The sequence below is a fragment of the Rheinheimera sp. F8 genome, assembly GCF_001518915.1.
In genome coordinates this window covers 3,553,221-3,569,368 of the sequence record NZ_CP013656.1, presented here as the reverse complement: position 1 = coordinate 3,569,368, position 16,148 = coordinate 3,553,221, and the positions used below count along the sequence as shown (strand labels likewise).

General features: G+C 51.2%; 15 protein-coding genes. 6 read left to right on the top strand and 9 right to left on the bottom strand.

What is annotated here, in order from left to right; translation table 11 throughout:
* Positions 1-600 precede the first annotated feature (600 nt).
* Positions 601-1,428: a MipA/OmpV family protein gene (locus tag ATY27_RS15930; RefSeq protein ID WP_208931595.1), complete on the bottom strand. Its 828-nt coding sequence runs from the start codon at positions 1,426-1,428 to the stop codon at positions 601-603.
* A 630-nt stretch (positions 1,429-2,058) separates the two neighbouring features.
* Between ATY27_RS15930 and ATY27_RS15925 the strand changes: the two genes are divergently transcribed.
* Entirely contained in the window at positions 2,059-3,453 is a 1,395-nt protein-coding gene (locus tag ATY27_RS15925) for an alpha/beta fold hydrolase (RefSeq protein WP_208931594.1), read from the top strand.
* Here ATY27_RS15925 and ATY27_RS15920 read toward each other — a convergent pair.
* Entirely contained in the window at positions 3,404-4,075 is a 672-nt protein-coding gene (locus ATY27_RS15920) for a transglycosylase SLT domain-containing protein (protein ID WP_208931593.1), read from the bottom strand. The two genes, ATY27_RS15925 and ATY27_RS15920, sit on opposite strands and share 50 nt — an antisense overlap.
* A 23-nt stretch (positions 4,076-4,098) precedes the next feature.
* Positions 4,099-5,226, bottom strand: coding sequence for a hypothetical protein (locus ATY27_RS15915; protein ID WP_208931592.1), 1,128 nt, complete (start codon positions 5,224-5,226; stop codon positions 4,099-4,101).
* Between the two features lie 198 nt (positions 5,227-5,424).
* Here ATY27_RS15915 and ATY27_RS15910 point away from each other — a divergent pair, with 198 nt between their 5' ends.
* Positions 5,425-6,447 carry a cation diffusion facilitator family transporter gene (locus ATY27_RS15910; protein WP_244151337.1) on the top strand — a complete coding sequence of 341 codons (1,023 nt, stop codon included), beginning with the start codon at positions 5,425-5,427 and terminating at the stop codon, positions 6,445-6,447.
* Between the two features lie 75 nt (positions 6,448-6,522).
* Here the strand turns inward: ATY27_RS15910 and yfbR are convergent, their stop codons facing one another.
* Entirely contained in the window at positions 6,523-7,131 is a 609-nt protein-coding gene (gene yfbR / locus ATY27_RS15905; protein WP_208931591.1) for a 5'-deoxynucleotidase, read from the bottom strand.
* A 25-nt stretch (positions 7,132-7,156) separates the two neighbouring features.
* Positions 7,157-8,374, bottom strand: a complete 1,218-nt coding sequence (locus ATY27_RS15900) for a pyridoxal phosphate-dependent aminotransferase (protein ID WP_208931590.1) — start codon at positions 8,372-8,374, stop codon at positions 7,157-7,159.
* Positions 8,375-8,505: 131 nt separating this feature from the next.
* Between ATY27_RS15900 and ATY27_RS15895 the strand changes: the two genes are divergently transcribed.
* From ATY27_RS15895 to ATY27_RS15880, 4 genes are all read left to right on the top strand, one after another.
* The gene (locus ATY27_RS15895) at positions 8,506-8,934 is read left to right on the top strand and encodes a lecithin retinol acyltransferase family protein (protein ID WP_244151336.1); all 429 of its coding nucleotides are present in this window, start codon (positions 8,506-8,508) and stop codon (positions 8,932-8,934) included.
* A gap of 198 nt (positions 8,935-9,132) precedes the next feature.
* Positions 9,133-10,005 (top strand): glucosaminidase domain-containing protein, encoded by an 873-nt coding sequence (locus ATY27_RS15890; RefSeq protein ID WP_208931588.1) that lies wholly within the window; start codon positions 9,133-9,135, stop codon positions 10,003-10,005.
* A gap of 1 nt (position 10,006) precedes the next feature.
* Positions 10,007-10,666: a DUF2987 domain-containing protein gene (locus ATY27_RS15885; protein WP_208931587.1), complete on the top strand. Its 660-nt coding sequence runs from the start codon at positions 10,007-10,009 to the stop codon at positions 10,664-10,666.
* 4 nt (positions 10,667-10,670) lie between these two features.
* Entirely contained in the window at positions 10,671-11,204 is a 534-nt protein-coding gene (locus ATY27_RS15880; protein WP_208931586.1) for a DTW domain-containing protein, read from the top strand.
* Between the two features lie 22 nt (positions 11,205-11,226).
* Here the strand turns inward: ATY27_RS15880 and ATY27_RS15875 are convergent, their stop codons facing one another.
* From ATY27_RS15875 to ATY27_RS15860, 4 genes are all read right to left on the bottom strand, one after another.
* Positions 11,227-12,564, bottom strand: a complete 1,338-nt coding sequence (locus ATY27_RS15875; protein ID WP_208931585.1) for an O-antigen ligase family protein — start codon at positions 12,562-12,564, stop codon at positions 11,227-11,229.
* 80 nt (positions 12,565-12,644) lie between these two features.
* On the bottom strand, positions 12,645-13,109 hold the full coding sequence (locus ATY27_RS15870) for a hypothetical protein (protein ID WP_208931584.1): 465 nt from the start codon (positions 13,107-13,109) through the stop codon (positions 12,645-12,647).
* Between the two features lie 37 nt (positions 13,110-13,146).
* Positions 13,147-15,237: an EAL domain-containing protein gene (locus ATY27_RS15865; RefSeq protein ID WP_208931583.1), complete on the bottom strand. Its 2,091-nt coding sequence runs from the start codon at positions 15,235-15,237 to the stop codon at positions 13,147-13,149.
* An 81-nt stretch (positions 15,238-15,318) separates the two neighbouring features.
* Positions 15,319-15,891: a transglutaminase-like cysteine peptidase gene (locus tag ATY27_RS15860; RefSeq protein WP_244151335.1), complete on the bottom strand. Its 573-nt coding sequence runs from the start codon at positions 15,889-15,891 to the stop codon at positions 15,319-15,321.
* Between the last annotated feature and the right edge of the window lie 257 nt (positions 15,892-16,148).

The window sequence follows — 16,148 nt, the reverse complement described above, 5'->3', positions numbered from 1 at the left end:
GTTTTTTGTATTTAGACCCTAGCGGTTTGCTGCGCGTAGAGTAGTACAGTGAAGCCGGGGTTTAAGAACGCAACCAATGTTGCGTTCTTCCGGCTGAACACACCCGAAGCTCTGCGAGGGTGCAGACTCCCACGAAGCCGCGGTATTGAATTGCAGGACGCAAACAGTTTTGCAGCTCTGGCCGTCACACAGCTGATGAGCACACCCGAAGCTCCGCGAGGGTGCAGACTCCCACGAAGCCACCCGCACTTCATCATGCCAACCGAACCATTAGTGGGCAGGGGTTTAAGAACGCGAACAGTTTGGCGCTTCTGGCTGTCACACGCGGGCTGAGCACACCCGAGCTCCGCGAGGGATATGAAGGCTCTCAATAAAGCAAAAGGCCCACTCAGTCGAGTGGGCCTTTTGCTTTATGATGTTGGTGAGTAAGAAAATAGACCACCAGATCTGCGAAAACTTGTGAAGCACGATGGGATTCGGTGGGAAATGGTATTACAGCATTAGAAATACTTTTTCAGAATAAACAGGTGCTAAGTACTACTTAGTTCAGAACAAGCGTTTTGCTGTGTATAGAATGGCTCTGTTAACTCACCAAACTGGTTAGAATAAGTATATAAAACCGACACCTATTTCAGCCTCATAGTCACTTCGGGCAATCGGGCTCTCCCGAACCTCACTACTAAAATATTCAAAAAGTGCTTCACCATAGATCTGCCCGTTCTGGTGGACTTGATTACGGAAATTGTAATTGATGCCAACAGATCGTATGCCACCGCTCAGATTTGTTTCATTTAAGCCGGAGGCCATCGCTTGGGCTGAATTGATGCCGAAGCCTTTGTTGGCGTATTCGTCGTCGTGAACTACCACAACAACATTAACTTCAGAGCCTGTGCCATCCACATGATTGCCGAAGCGGCGACCTACGCCAAACAGGCCAAGGCTTCCGTCGCCTCCCGTCACGATACGTCCAACCAGCCAATAGCGCCAATCGGCATCAAATGCGCGACGTGCTTGTAACACCAGTTCAGCACCTTCTTTTTGCTCGCCCAGCCCGAACAAATGGCCGTCATCCGAATCACTTTCCTTGCGTCCTTCGTCAAAGCCTATCAGTGCTTCGAACAGCCAGGTCTCGCCACGAACACCACGCCAGCCAAGCGCTTCGCCAGCAAAAAAGTAGATGTTGTCACCACTTCGCCACTGCAGACCACCTGCAGGCTCGATTTCCAAGCCAAATTCATCTGAGCCTTCGTAGGCTGTTTCATATTCAATACCAAAACCGAGTCCTAAGCTCCAACCATCCTTGCCTCTGGAGAAGTCGTCGACTGAGGGTAACGGCACCAAAGCGGATTTTCCCTCTTGTGCAAAGGATGATTGGCTAAAAGTCGCCTGTAATAACAACGCGATTAGTACACTTGTGAATTTATTCATCTAAGTTTTCCTTCGTACCATGGACTAATTTAGTACTTCATCAGGATTATCTACTTTATTGTCTATAGTACAGATCACTTGCAACCACTCTTTAATATTGCGCCGGTGTTAAATGGCGCAAGGACGTTGACCGGTTTATTGGTGGGTGATGTTTTGACATACCGGCGTTTGAAAGAACTGTTGGATTTTCAGTTTTGCCAGATCTTCGCTTTGGCAAAAATCCCGCAATAACCGATAGATACAGGCAAAAAACTGCGGGCTTATTTGTTTCGGCGTTGAAGTCTGGCTGTTCGGGCAAGCTTATGGCATAAAGATATTCTGTTTTTACAGATTGTTGTCTTCATGCAAATGACCCTGAGCCGGACTAGTATTGCTGTCGCTGTTTTTTGCTGTATCGCAGGCTGTCAGCAAAGTCCGGTTGCGGTTGTCCCTGCGACGACGCAAGACATAGCTGTGTCTATTGAATTGATTAAGCGCATCAATTCAGCTAGTGACTCACAATGTCCGCCTGTGGAATCAGAGCTGCTAATTAAACTTTTTTGTACTCACCAGGCTTTAAAAAAGCCTGTCGCGGATGCCGGGCTATTTCAACGATTATTGCGCGAACAGCAGTCTGCGCTGCATCAATTCGTGCAGCATCATCTGGTGGCGGGCCAATGGCAGCTCAAAGGCAAAGGTTATCACCTGAAGTTAGACCTTCCGATCGACGAACATGGTATGCCGTTTAGTCACTATACCCCGGTGCAGCAACTCAGGTTTGCAGATCCCTATTATCAGCCACCTTTACCAGACCCGGATGCTTACGGCGTGGCCTTAGTTGCGGAGCGCAGACATAGCCGGGCGCCATTTGATCAGTATTATCCGCGTGAAGGCATTTTTCGTAGTGTGACGATGACACTTGAGGCAATAAAAATCGTCAACAATGAACTGACAATCAGCTTAAAAGGCCATTATCTGACCGCGCCGCAGCAGATGCAGCTTGCGGGCAGGCAAGTGCCGCTGAGTTATGATCCGGCCAGCGCGACTCTTTTGTTATTGCGGGATGCCCGCATCGACCAGTCTGCGTTTTCTGCACTACTGGATGGAAACAAGCCTGGGTATGATTTTGGCATCTTTAGCCCGGGCCCGGTCCGCGCGGATCGTATGCCCATTTTGATGATCCATGGGCTGAATTCCAGCCCGATGATATGGCTCAAACTCAGCCATGCGATTTACCGCGATCCACAATTATCTGCCCATTATCAGGTTTGGCATGCGTTTTATCCAAGCGGTGCGCCTCCATTTTTTAATGCGATGCGCTTACGCAACGACGTAGACCAAATGCGAAATCAGCTGCAGCAAAGCGTTGGCTTGTCCAAACAAACGCCAATGGTGGTGATAGGTCATAGCATGGGGGGGATAATCGCCAAGACTTTTATCATCAACAGCGGCATGGCGCTGTGGGATGAAACCTTTTTATTCCGGCCTGAGGCCTGGCCGGGGAAAGATAAAGATTTACAACGTTATCGCGAAGTCTTTTTGTTTAAAGCGCGGCAAGATGTTGATTCGGTGTTCTTTTTAGACACACCGCATCACGGCGCTGAGCTCGCAGAAGCCTGGTACAGCCGGCTGGCGAGTGAACTCATTACGATTCCGGATATGTTTGCCCGGTTGAATCGAAAACTGTTTCAACGCATCCGGCTGGAAACAGTCACACCGCAAATGCAGCCTTATTTATCAGACGGCGGGCCGAATAGTGTGCAGGTATTATCACCGCAACACCCGTTGCTGCAAAAAATCGCGACCTTGCCTTATCAAAGACCGGTGTATTCGGTGGTTGGCAGTGATGATAAACCTTATTGTTATGATGAGGGGGCGTGCGCGCGTCTATCGGATTCGGTTGTGCCATTTTTCAGCGCACATGAACCGCGCGCTGAAGCGCAGATCATCGTGTCATCACAACATGATTCTTATCAGAACCCGGAAGCGATAGCGTTTATTTTGCAGCAGTTGCGCGTACGGCTGGACGCAGGCGGATCCCATTAAAACGTTGTTGCTGGCGTGGACCACAAAACGGCAAGCCGCGGGTGAATTCTGCGATTGCGCTTACTTTGCCGTTTTGTGCCCGTAGCGTTGACCAATAACGACCACCACCTTGATGTTGTTGCGTATTACGACTGGCAATCACCCCATCAGTACTGACCCATTTCGACAGAATGCGCACACCGCAAGCCAGATTAATCACCGGATCATGTAGCAGCGCGGGGCTGCGGATGTCACAGTCGTACCGTTTTTGGTTAGCACTTTCAATCGAAATTTGCAGTAAGCCGCGTGACACCACTGGTTTGCCTTTGCCGTCACGGAAACGTTCACGGTAGGTGGCTTCCGGCTTAAAATTGCTTTCTGGTTTGCTCATGGCAGAGATTAAACCGACCCAAAATTTACGTCGGTCAGGTTTAGCTAACTTCGGGTAATTGGGGCAAAATTGAGTGATATCTGCCGGATTTAAGCGGATCAGCGGCGAATTAGCGACGGCTGATTCTGCGGCACGGGTCCAGCTGCCGTCTTGGTTTTTCTGCGCCCAGGCGGCATAGTCCAACGACGCTAAACAGGCTGGCGCGAACAAGCTCAGGCATACAATCAACAAAAAATGATGGCGCGGCTGCATCGGCAGTCGGGTCTCCGGTTCAGTTATTTTTTCAGTAACAGATAAGCCTGGCTGTAATCACCACGGTGTTTATTGGCTGCGAAATAATCGGGCCAGCCCCGATAATAACCGCTTAACCAGTCCAGTTGAAACAGATTATTGGCAAAAGCACCACCGGTGTCGGCCAGGATCGTCAGTCGATAATGCATTACTCCGGATTCTGGTGTTGCCAGCAGGATTAACTTGCCAAGGCCAAGCTGCGGAATATCGCCGGCTACTGTCACTTCAGGTTTAATCGGAATTTTATAATCGGCGTCTTTGCCATAGCCCAACACACTTTGCACTTCTTTGAAGTACCAGTACCGTTGTTGTTGTTCCGGGGTTTTGCTGCGGTCATATGGAATGCCGTTGGTCCGATGGACATTGTAATAGCGGTAACCCTGACCCGATGGCACCACCGCAGTCCCCTGCAATAAGGCACCTTCGAGGCCTTCACGGCTTAACCAGAACAAAACCGGCGCACGCAGTGGCGTTTTTTCCAGCGCGCCCCGGACTATATCCTGCTTGCCCAACTGAAAACGAGTGATTTGTTTACCCAAAGCATCGGCAGTCGCGAGGTCGAGTTTGGCCTCGTCATAAGGTAACCCATACAGCGCCTGATCCTTTTCGGTGGTTTTGACCGGGCTGCCATCAGCAATTTTGACAAAATATTTGGTTTGCAGAATTTTGTCGGCAGGCAATTTTTGTAACAAAGGCTTGTTCTTCGAGAGCTTTGCGGCACCCGCCTGATCTGGCAGCCAACGCACAAAACTAAAATGCTGTGCAATGAATGCCGGATCTGTCAGGCGTGATTTGCGGCCCGCAGCCTGATCTTCATTGGCGATTTGGCAGATATAAAGCAGGGTAGCGCGAATGTCGGCGACAGGTACTGTCGCGCCGGGAATTTTACCGCCGTGGATCGCAACCGGGTCATAACTCTGGCCTTTATCAATGTATTTCAGCGTTTCAGTTGCCACTTGGCACAAATCGCTACTCCGATCCGGCCATTGTCCGGCGACGAATTGCGGTTGCTGTGGCTTAAATTTGGCAGATGCCTGCGCTGCAGATAACGGATACAAGGCAAAGACGCTACCAATCAACACAGTTCCGATGCGCCCGACAAAACCTGACATAACAACACTCGCTTAAACTAATTGGCTGCAGACTAGCGCAGTGAACGCCAGCGCTCAAGCAAGATGCGGCCTGTCGCGGTTTAATTGCTGAAATGACAGGCAAATTTGCTTGTGTTCCAGCTTGGCAGCTTTTATCGTGACTGCTATTGCGCTGCACCTGTCTGTCACAGGCTGCAGTGATCCGCACCGGAGAATGGCATGCCGCACGACCATCACCACCATCATCATGAAAGTCAGAATATCGCCACCGCGTTTTGGCTGAACTTCAGTTTTACGTTGATTGAGATTGTCGGCGGTTTGCTGACCAATAGCGTGGCGATCCTGGCCGATGCCGTACATGACCTCGGTGATAGTCTGGCGATTGGGTTTGCCTGGGCGGCCAGTAAAATTGCCGGGAAAGAGGCGAACAGCCGGTACAGTTATGGCTATCGGCGCTGGTCTTTGTTAAGCGCGCTTGTCACAGGTGTGGTGTTAGTCGTTGGTTCCATATTGGTCCTCGTCACCGCAATCCCACGTTTGTGGGAGCCGGTGTTGCCACATGCACCCGGCATGATTGCGCTGGCGGTGCTTGGTGTGCTGGTCAATGGCGCTGCCGTACTGAAGCTCAAGCATGGCAAAACGCAAAACGAACAGGTTCTAAGCTGGCATTTGCTGGAAGACGTGTTGGGCTGGGCTGTAGTCCTCGTTGGCAGCGTGCTGATTTATTTCACCGGCTGGGCCTTCCTCGACCCGCTGCTGTCGATTGGGTTCACCTTATTTATCTTGCTGAATGTCTGGCGCAGCCTGAAACGTACCATTGCGCTGTTTTTACAGGTCACGCCGGATGCGGCTTTAACAACCGCGCTGGAACAGGCGCTGACCGCTTTACCATTTGTCGAAAGTGCACATCATCTGCATTTGTGGTCGCTGGACGGCGAGCAGCACGTGCTGACCGTGCATTTGCGCTTGAAAAACGATGCAGATAGTCACCAGCTCAGTCATTACAAAGAAGAAGTCCGACTGGTATTGGAGCCGTATCAACTGGCGCATACGACGGTAGAATTTGAAGGGCCGGCGGAGCTGTGTCGCGACGAGAAGGGAAGCCGGGATGACAAAGCCGCGGGCACGTTGAAAACTGTTCACGACCACGACCACGACCACGACCACGACCATGACCACGACCACGACGAGCATCAAGGCTGCAACCAGCAGCAAGGCGCACTGGATCCGCACCGGCATTAATGCCGTTGCCAGCCAGAGGCTGAAATGAAGCAGGGCACCGAAGTGCCCTGCCAATCCAGCTAATTTCAATTAGCCTTACAACAAACCTTCCTGATCCAAACTGATTTCATCGAGTGATAACGCGAAGCTCGGCACAAAGGTATCCAGAAAGTACTGCACTGCCGGCGACTGCGCGGCCGCGAGCATTTTCTCGAGCCGGCGGCGGGCGATAGTAAATTCGCGATTGCCAGCGGTAATTTCTTCCAGCGTTTTTAAGTACGCGCAGAGATTATCTGCGGCTTTTACCAACAGCTTTTCGGTCGGACTGTAACATTCACCAAGCAGATAGTCGCGATACACAGTCTGTAACTCAGGCGGCAACATCGACAATAGTTTTTGCTCAGCGATGGCTTCAATCTTTTTGTACTCGTCAGCAATTTGCGGATTGAAGTATTTGACCGGCGTGGGTAAATCACCGGTCAGCACTTCGCTGGCGTCATGAAACAACGCCAGTGTCGCGACCCGTTCCGGGTCCAGATTACCGCCGAAATACTGCCGTTCAATCACAGCGAGCATATGCGCCACCAGTGCGACCTGATGGCTATGCTCGGCGACGTTTTCAGTGTTGATGTTACGCATCAGCGGCCAGCGGTTAATCAGCTTCATCCGAAACAGATGGGCGAAAAAATGGCTATGGCTGGTCATTCATCACTCCTGACTAATTGCGTATTCAAAGCTGATGATAGCCGGGCAGGAACTGCGCCAGTTTGCCGATCGCCTGTTCCAGCACTTCTTTGTGCGGCAGCAGGACAATGCGGAAGTGGTCGGGTTCCGGCCAGTTAAATGCGCGGCCATGTACCAGCAACACTTTGTGCTGACGCAGGAAATCCAGCACCATCAGTTCATCGTCTTTGATTGGGAATTTTTTCCGGTCAATTTTCGGGAACAAATACATCGCCCCTTTCGGTCTTACGCAGCTCAGACCGTCAATTTCATTGACCAGACGGTGTGCGACATCCATCTGGTCGTATAAGCGACCGCCAGGGACCACCAACTCATTGATACTCTGATAGCCGCCTAACGCGGTTTGTACGGCATGTTGCACCGGCACGTTGGCACAAAGCCGCATCGACGCCAGAATGTTCAGACCTTCGATGAAAGGACGTGCGCGCTGTTTAGCGCCGGAGATAAACAACCAGCCAACGCGGAAACCGGCGATGCGGTAGTTTTTCGACAGACCACCAAAGGTCAGTACCACTAAATCATCGGCTAATGAAGCGGTTGGTGTATGCGTCGCGCCGTCGTACAGAATTTTATCGTAGATTTCGTCAGCAAGGACGACTAAGCCATGTTCACGCGCGATGCTCAGAATATCCAGCAGCAACGCGTCGTTGTAGACCGCACCAGTAGGGTTATTCGGGTTGATCAGGACAATAGCTTTGGTATTCGAGGTAATTTTGGCGCGGATATCGGCCGTGTCCGGATACCAGTCGGCCAATTCATCACAGCGATAATGCACGGCTTTGCCACCGGCCAGATTCACGGCTGCTGTCCATAATGGATAATCCGGTGATGGGATCAACACTTCGTCGCCGTTATTAAGCAAGCCCTGCAGCGCCATCAAAATAAGTTCTGACACGCCATTACCAATATAAACGTCGTCCGCGTCGGCACCACGAATGCCACGCGACTGATAATACTGCGCAACCGCAACCCGGGCCGGATAAATGCCCTGAGAATCGCTGTAACCTTGCGCGGTCGGCAGGTTATGGATCACATGCTTGAGGATCTCGTCCGGCGCCTCAAAACCAAAAGGGGCGGGATTACCGATATTGAGCTTTAAAATGCGATGGCCTTCTTCTTCCATCCGTTTCGCTTCGCGAGCTACCGGGCCGCGAATGTCATAACAAACTCCATCTAACTTTTTCGATCGCTCAATTGGTTTCATAACCCTTCCTTTACAGCCTCCGTATGATGAGTCTAAATATTGTCTCTGGTAGTGTTTGCTTACACCTGGTAACAGCGTGCACAGGCATCCATCTCCATACTGCCAGAAAAAATCAGCATTCGGGAGTCTGGATGGTTAAATTGTCAGAAGTTCCGCTGGGTGCGCTGGTGGTCTGTGAAATTTTCCACCTGTTTGAGCATACCGGCATTTATATAGGCGAAGGTCAGATTGTTGAACTGCAAGGCACTGGGCTGGTACGCAGTGTCTCCGTCGCCCGCTTTATGGATAACCGCAGTGGCGAAGAGTTGATGGTGGCCTGTGACAGCCGTGGTAATCCTATCGGCAATACAGCTGCTGCCGAACGCGCCGCCAGTCAGATTTTTACCTACCAGACCTACGATCTGATCAGTAACAATTGCCACCGGTTTTGTTGTAATTGTCTCAGTGGCAGGCACTGGCCAGTCACCAGTTTTTTTGATTTACGACAAGTGCTGGAGCAGCAGCTGGGGCATAAAATCTTGTTTAAAACTATCCAAACAGAGCCGAATTGTTTTCGATAAAAACCATTAAAAACAATGTGATAAAATTTTTTGAAGTTTTTTGAATCGCACTTTACGGAATTTTTAGTCGAAAAAATCGTCGGAAGCAGCTAGAATACGCCCCCTTTGCGTCAGTGCTTTGTAAAATGCGTTGTTATGCGCAGGCGCCTGTTACCAGAGTTTTTTTCTGGTCAGACCCGTAAAGACGAGGAACTACCAATGAACAACTTGCTTAAACTGAGCGGCCTCGGCCTGGCCACCTTATTGGTGGGCTGTGCTGCGGTTTATCCCTTTATGCAGGCTGATCCGCGTGCTGAAGCACAACAACTGGCCGACTGGCAGATGCCTAGCAAACTGTCTGCGCTGGAGTCGGAAGATCAGTTGAAGCTGCTATCGCGCCTGACTTATCCGGATCTGATGCCGGAATTAAAACCAGTACCGGATTTCTCCGCGATTAAAGATACCGACAGCCGGAAAAAGGCTTTTTTTGCCTATCTGACGCCATATATCGAGCGTGAAAATGCCCGGATCCTGAAACTGCGCCGGCAAATCGACGAGTTGGCCGGCAAATTACAGCAGCAACAACAGCTGACGGTTGAAGAATACGCTTTTATCTATAGTCTGTTTGACGAATTTAAAATTGATATGATGGACGCTGATTTAGATGGTGTCCGCGAGCTGCTGGCGCGCGTTGACGTATTGCCGGTCAGCCTGGTGTTAACGCAGGCTGCAAAAGAGTCGGGCTGGGGCAGTAGCCGCTTTACCACGGAAGGCTATAACTTTTTTGGCCAGTGGTGCTTTAAAACCGGCTGCGGTGTGGTGCCGTCCAAACGTGGTCAGGGTAAATATCATGAAGTCGCAGTGTTCGCCCATGCTGCCGAAAGTGTGAATGCCTACTTTTATAACCTCAATACCTTTTATGTCTACGAAGAATTACGCGCGATCCGCGCCAAAGCCCGGGCGCAGGATGGTCACGTTGCAGCGGAAAAGCTCGCAGTGGGGCTGGCGCGTTATTCTGAGCGGGGCCAACAATATGTGGAAGAGATCAGCGCGATGATCATCGCAACCAGCAAAATAATTGGACAAAGTTAAGTTGAAACTGTACCAAGCGAAAACCCTGCTTCTGAGCTGTCTGCTGCTGACGTTGGTGCCACTGCATGCGGATACAGTGTTTAACTACGACGGCTTTTATGCGCGGATGAAAAAAAGCGAAAAAGCCGAATACAGCGACATTACCTTGGCGTTTTTGTTGCAAAAAGCCGGAAGCAGTGAACGCTGTGTGATTGATTCGGCTGCAATCACGACCGATATCAGTTCGGAGCCACTGACCTTTGCCGCCAATGGCGAGTTGATCCTGCCTTATAATGAATTATTGAATAGCCGCAAAGCGTTGATTCTGCTTAAACAACAAGCGGATGCGGTGCCATGTGATTTGAATTTCCGCCTGCGTAGCCGGATGCCTTTGGACAAGACCTTGCAACTGGCGCAATTGCAGAAAACGCATCTGCAGTTTCAGGGCTTATTAAAAGACCTTGCGGGTCTTGGCAAATATTTCCTGCCCGAGATGACCGGTGTGACAGTGCTGTTTGCTGAAGATGCGCTGGTGACTGATGTGCCGGCGACCTTGCGCAGTCGCGTGAATTGTACCGCCAAACAATGCCAGGTCGACCTGACCGGTTTAGCTGAGTCTGCGGGCGGTGCGCTGACGTTCAGTAAAACACCTGAATATCTGGTGCCTTGGCTACAGCGCTGAAGCCGTGCCTGAACTGGTTCTGCTGACCCATAGTACCGAACTCGAGCGGCCGACAAATACCGGCCGGTTGCTGCTGGGATCGCCACAAACTGCTTTGCGTGACCGTTCTGATTGGTCTGTCCGCCAGCTAAGTTGGCAACGCAAAGCGCCAGACCCTTTGCTGTTGCAGCAACTTGCTATGTCTGATTATGTCCTGTTGTTTCCCGCGCCTACAGCTCACCAAATTGACGTTGATAGCCCGGTCAGCACAACGTTCTCAATGCCTGCCGGTTTTATCCTGCTCGACGCAACCTGGCAACAAGCGCAGAAAATGTATAACCAAAGCCCTTATTTGCACTCATTGCCTAAGTGGCAAATTCAGTCGGCGACGCCGTCCCGCTATATTCTCCGGCGTAACCAGCGGCAACAGGGGTGGTGCACGGCGGAATTAGTTGTATTGCTGTGGCGTCATCTTGGAGCAGTGGAACAAGCGGCAGAGCTGGACGAACGTTTTTCAGCGTTTAACCAGCGGCAGGGCGCTAACGTCACCTGCGACTAAAACTTCAGCGGCAGACTTTCGGTCAGGCTCTGGACGCTGTGTGCCTGCCATAATTTGGGCTGTGGCTTGCCACCACCACGATGGCGAGAATGCTTAAAAATAACAAGGCGTTGGCCGGCGCCTGCAGATTAAAATCGACCGTACAGTGCAATGCCATATGGCAAAGTGCCATCAGGCTACCAAAACACAAACCGCGCAGTAATTTATCTTCATGCCGGCGCATCACCTGCAAGGCACTCCAGCCCAAATACAACAGCCATAGCAGCAATAGCGCAGTCAGCGGTACACCTAATTCGATAGCAAATTGCAGATAATCATTATGGGCATGGTCATAGAACCCGCTGTACGGCGCCGGTTGTACGGCCGGAAACACGGTGTAAAAACTGCCACCGCCGCTACCAGTCCAAAAATGCTGTTGCAACAACGGGATTGAATCGAGGATCACATTATCCCGCGCTTCGCTGGCAAATGAGGTGTCCTGATAGCGCTGCTGCAGTTTTTCCAGCCCGAACATCGAACCAATCAGCACCGTGTCCAGCAGTAGGATACTGATCACCAGCGGTTTTAATAGTGCTGGTGGTCTTTTGTAAAACCATAAGGCGGCCAGAGCCATCACAATTAACGCGGTAAAAAATGCGGCATTGCCCATGCGGGATCGGCTCATCACCAGTCCGACTACCATCAGCACCATCGCCAGACGCAGCATAAATTTGGCACTTAAGATACTGCTCAATACTTCTCGGCTGAGCTGACGCCAGTCACGATGGCGGCGTTGGCTGGATAACTGGGACAATAACAACCCCATTGCTACCGATAATGCCAAGGCCAGATAGTTGGCAAAGTGATTTTGATAAACAAAAGTTCCGCGCGCTTTATGATTTTCATCCATGCCGATAACCGGCGACAACTCCTGACCGGATAACTGCAGCACGACGCCATAAAACGCCTGTAATGCACCGGCGATCACAATGGCTAATGCCAGCAGCCGCAGCCGTTTATGACCTTGTGCATAGCTGAGCAGCAGCACAAACCACAGAACAAAGAAGATAGTTTTCAGCAACATGACTTGCGTCTGGTAGGGGTCAACAGAGGCAAATTGCGGCCATGGACTAAAACTTTGCAGCATGAGCCATAGTGTCAGCAGCAGCAGGGGGGCGACGGCCAGCCAATAACGGCGCTGTAATAGTTCAAATTGCGCTGTGCGCCAACATTGCAGCAGATGTAGCAGGAAGGCTGTGCCGATCAGGAGTTCGAGTAACGCCCATGACCATGGCCGGTTTGACCCCAGCGGGATAGGGGCCCAAATCAAAATGCAACAAAGCAGAATAAAAATCAAACGGTTCAGAGTGCCCGGCTGCATGCGATGAGGTCCTGGAATGTGCTGATTTGCCTGGAACAAAAAAGCCCCAATCAAAGGGGCTTTTTCCGGAAAAATGCGATTTAACTGCCGCTGGCGAGGCTGGTATCACCAGTGCCGGTGCCACCACCTGCGCCAACACCACCAGGTGTTGCTGCAATGGCCGGAGCCGGAGCTGCTGTGGTCGGGCCTGCCGCTGCTGCGGTTTGCAATGCATTGGTGATTAAAGTTGGATCGATATTGGCCGCGATTGCCAAAGTGGTCAGCGTATCCTGGTCAATACACTGGTTATTCACCGCTTTCAGTACTTCTTCAACCAGTACCGGGTCGTTACCGGCTTGCTCCAGCGCATAATCAATCACTTGTTCAGCAAGTTTTGGATTACAGGTTTTTAATTCAGTCATTTTGGCGACAAAACCACCCATCGAAAGACCTTCAGTCTGCGCCTGCGCATACATAGTAGCCATATCTGCGGGTGCTTGTTGTGCGGTGGTGTTTGCTGCTGCGAATACAGCCAACGACATCAGCGCTATTTTTACGATTTTCATCTGTGGTCCTCGCATAAAAACTGAACAAAAAATGCAATTAGTTTGATGATAACTGATTGTCGCTGAATTTGCAGTCATTTTTCTCGGCAATTTGCAGAAAACTTACTGGCGCGTGCAATGCGCGACCTTGCAATGCATCAACATGTAATTGCTGACAAATCTCGGCCTGACTTCTGAGTTCTACTTGTGCGGCAATAACCCGAATACCAATACCGTGGCAAATTTGCGTCATTGTCTCGACAAAAAACCTGGTATCCGGCGATTCCAGAGCATGAATATAACTGCCATCGATTTTGATAAAGTCAATATTCAGGCCCTGCAAGTAACGGAACGAACTGAAACTGGCACCAAAGCGCTCGATGGTAATGGCAGCACCGGCCTGTTTTAACGCACCAAAAAATTGATTGGCCGATGCGATAGCGCCGAGCGTGGCCTGTTCGTTCACTTCAAACACCAGCTTCGGCAGCCAGGCCCGGTTGGCTTCCAGTGTATTCACCAGCCAGCGTGTGAACTGGCTGTCGTGCAATGCACTTTTACTCAGGTTGATAGCAAAACTATGACTGCTTTGGCCACGCAGCTGGCTCAGAATATAAGTGACCAGCGCTTTATCCAGCAGCAATGACACGCCAAGGCGCTCTGCCATGGCAAATACATCGGCCGATGCCAGCTGTTCTCCGCGCGCATTAAAACGCACGAACGTTTCGGCATAGAGCACCTGTGTGCCCTGAAACACCGGCTGTACTTCCAGGTTAAACATCGCTGCCATCTCATTGGAGATCTGCAAAGAGGTATCGCTGAAACCAGCCGTGGTATCTGACACTACAGAGCGGGTGAATTCATGCAGAATTTCCTGCCAATGGCTGCGGCTGAGCGGATTGATCAGTGCTTCGGCAGGGTTTTGCGTTGCTGGTGCCGGATGATTCAACTGACGCGCCTGCAAACCATCCAGCCTTGCCAGTACCGAACTCAGCTCTTCAGCGCCCTGTAACGGCGCCATCACAACGGCGGCAAAGCCATGCGGATATTGCTCGCTGTTCGCTATTTCAAAGGTTTGTTGTAATTGCAGCTGAAAGGTACTGGCGCTGCCTTCGCCAAATTGCGTCAGGATGGCAAATTCAGAGCCGGAGATGCGAAACACTTGCGCCAGTTCCTGGGTACGCGCCTGTTGTTGCAATAAGCCGGCGGCTTTTTCCACATATTGGTCGCCAGCCGCATAACCTTGCTGGTCATTAACCTGCTTTAACGAAGTCAAAGCAATCAGGGTCAGATAAGGCCGGTTAGCATCTGCAGCCGGCGTCTGTGGCAAACTGCTGAAAGACTGTAACAAAGCCCGGCGATTTGGCAGGCCAGTTAGCGGATCGAGATAAACCTGTTGGTTTAGCTGCTCGGCGCGGTCGGTCATTTCACTGAAATTACGTTTTACGTTACTGACCATATGGTTCAGCGCCCGCACCACAGCGCGCAGCTCTTTGGTCAGCGGCATGTAGTTCAGCAGTTCAAAGCGTTTTTCCGCCAGATGTTGCGCCAGTTTTTCGATATCTTTTAATGGCTTTAACACATACCACAGCAACACATGGACCGCACCGAGCGCCAGCAGGCAAATCAATAAACTGGTCCAGAACACTGCTTTGGTGTGTTGCCATAAACTTTTAAAAGCATAACCCGGATGCGCTTGTACGCTCAGTGCCCCAGCAATGCGCCAGCCATCGTTGACTTCACTTTGCATCACTGGTGGTTCAAGCGGGAACAGGGCGAGAAACCAGACCGGTACCCCATCCACTTTTAATTCATTCTGCCGTTCCAGCAGTGGTTGTTTTTTCTGGTCGACAAAGCGGATTTGTAAGTAAGCCCCCGAATCAAAAATCGCCGACACCATCGTATCCGCCACCGTCATATCGTCGTTGCCGACATAAGGTGAGATGGCAAGCCCGAGGCTGTTGGCCGTGTCCTGTGCCGTTTGGGCTAACTGGGAATCGAGGTAATTGCGCATATTGCTGGTACTGACCAGCACAGTGGCAGCAAAGGTCAGCAATGCGAGACAAATGAGCAGGATACTGAGCTGGGTACTCAGCGCGACGCCGCGTGGGTCCGCCGCGGTTGCCGAACGGGAATTGCTGTGTTCAGTCATTATTATTCTGCTCTGTCAGGGCGGCATCAGCCGTCGTTAATCTTGTTATATCAATAAGATGTCAGGGTTTAAACCCTTTTCTTACTGACCTTGTTCAATTTTGTCCAATACGGCCGTCCACTGGCTGTTCCCCCGGCCGTTATTGACCTTTTTGCCCAATCCACTGGCTTTTGCCAGCCACAGACCGCTGGCATTAAAACTGTAAATTGGTTTCAGATCGGATCGATCCCGGGCTGAACGGATCTGGCCGTCCATATTGTCCAGCACCAGCGGATAGGCATCGGGTGTTTCAAAATAAATCAGCACCATGTGCGGCTCGTTGCGTGACAGCGCCCGTACGTACATCAGCCTGAGCTTTTCATCAGCAACGCCCATCGCGCGCAAACTGAAATATTTGCTGATAGCGTAATCTTCACAGTCGCCGGCGCCAGTACCCAGACTTTCCAGCGGCGTGGCCCAATAATCGTTTTTACCCCAATGTTCGAGGTCGGAACTGTAGCGGATATGGCGATTGGCAAAATCGTTGGCGAGGTGCAGCCGTTGCCAGTCAGATTCAGTCCGGCCATCTTCAATCATCGCCTGAAAATCCTGCAGCCGTTTGCGGCCGTCTGCGTCGTACTGACTCATTGCTTCTTGTAAATAGCTGGGTGGCAACGCTTGCTCCGGCGCGGGCTTTGGCGTCAGAGTTAAATACAGCAGGGGGAGCCATAATGCGCTGCGGCTGATAACGAATTCCTTCTGGCCGGTACTGAGGGCTAATGTGTGGTGGTGAGATGGCACATTCGCGAATTAAATCAAGGGTATCACAGCGGGTTGCCGCGCTCAAACCGCCAACTGTTTTTCCGCATTGCAACTGCTCCGGTTGCGCAAATTTGCGGCCCGTCGTGCGGATAAAAGCGGCAAATGGCTGA

Coding starts and splice junctions, on each gene's coding strand:
- ATY27_RS15900 (WP_208931590.1), bottom strand. CDS start 8,374: ATGAAACCAATTGAGCGATCGAAAAAGTTAGATGGAGTTTGTTATGAC.
- ATY27_RS15930 (WP_208931595.1), bottom strand. CDS start 1,428: ATGAATAAATTCACAAGTGTACTAATCGCGTTGTTATTACAGGCGACT.
- ATY27_RS15870 (WP_208931584.1), bottom strand. CDS start 13,109: ATGAAAATCGTAAAAATAGCGCTGATGTCGTTGGCTGTATTCGCAGCA.
- ATY27_RS15910 (WP_244151337.1), top strand. CDS start 5,425: ATGCCGCACGACCATCACCACCATCATCATGAAAGTCAGAATATCGCC.
- ATY27_RS15895 (WP_244151336.1), top strand. CDS start 8,506: ATGGTTAAATTGTCAGAAGTTCCGCTGGGTGCGCTGGTGGTCTGTGAA.
- ATY27_RS15915 (WP_208931592.1), bottom strand. CDS start 5,226: ATGTCAGGTTTTGTCGGGCGCATCGGAACTGTGTTGATTGGTAGCGTC.
- ATY27_RS15875 (WP_208931585.1), bottom strand. CDS start 12,564: ATGCAGCCGGGCACTCTGAACCGTTTGATTTTTATTCTGCTTTGTTGC.
- ATY27_RS15890 (WP_208931588.1), top strand. CDS start 9,133: ATGAACAACTTGCTTAAACTGAGCGGCCTCGGCCTGGCCACCTTATTG.
- yfbR (WP_208931591.1), bottom strand. CDS start 7,131: ATGACCAGCCATAGCCATTTTTTCGCCCATCTGTTTCGGATGAAGCTG.
- ATY27_RS15920 (WP_208931593.1), bottom strand. CDS start 4,075: ATGCAGCCGCGCCATCATTTTTTGTTGATTGTATGCCTGAGCTTGTTC.
- ATY27_RS15865 (WP_208931583.1), bottom strand. CDS start 15,237: ATGACTGAACACAGCAATTCCCGTTCGGCAACCGCGGCGGACCCACGC.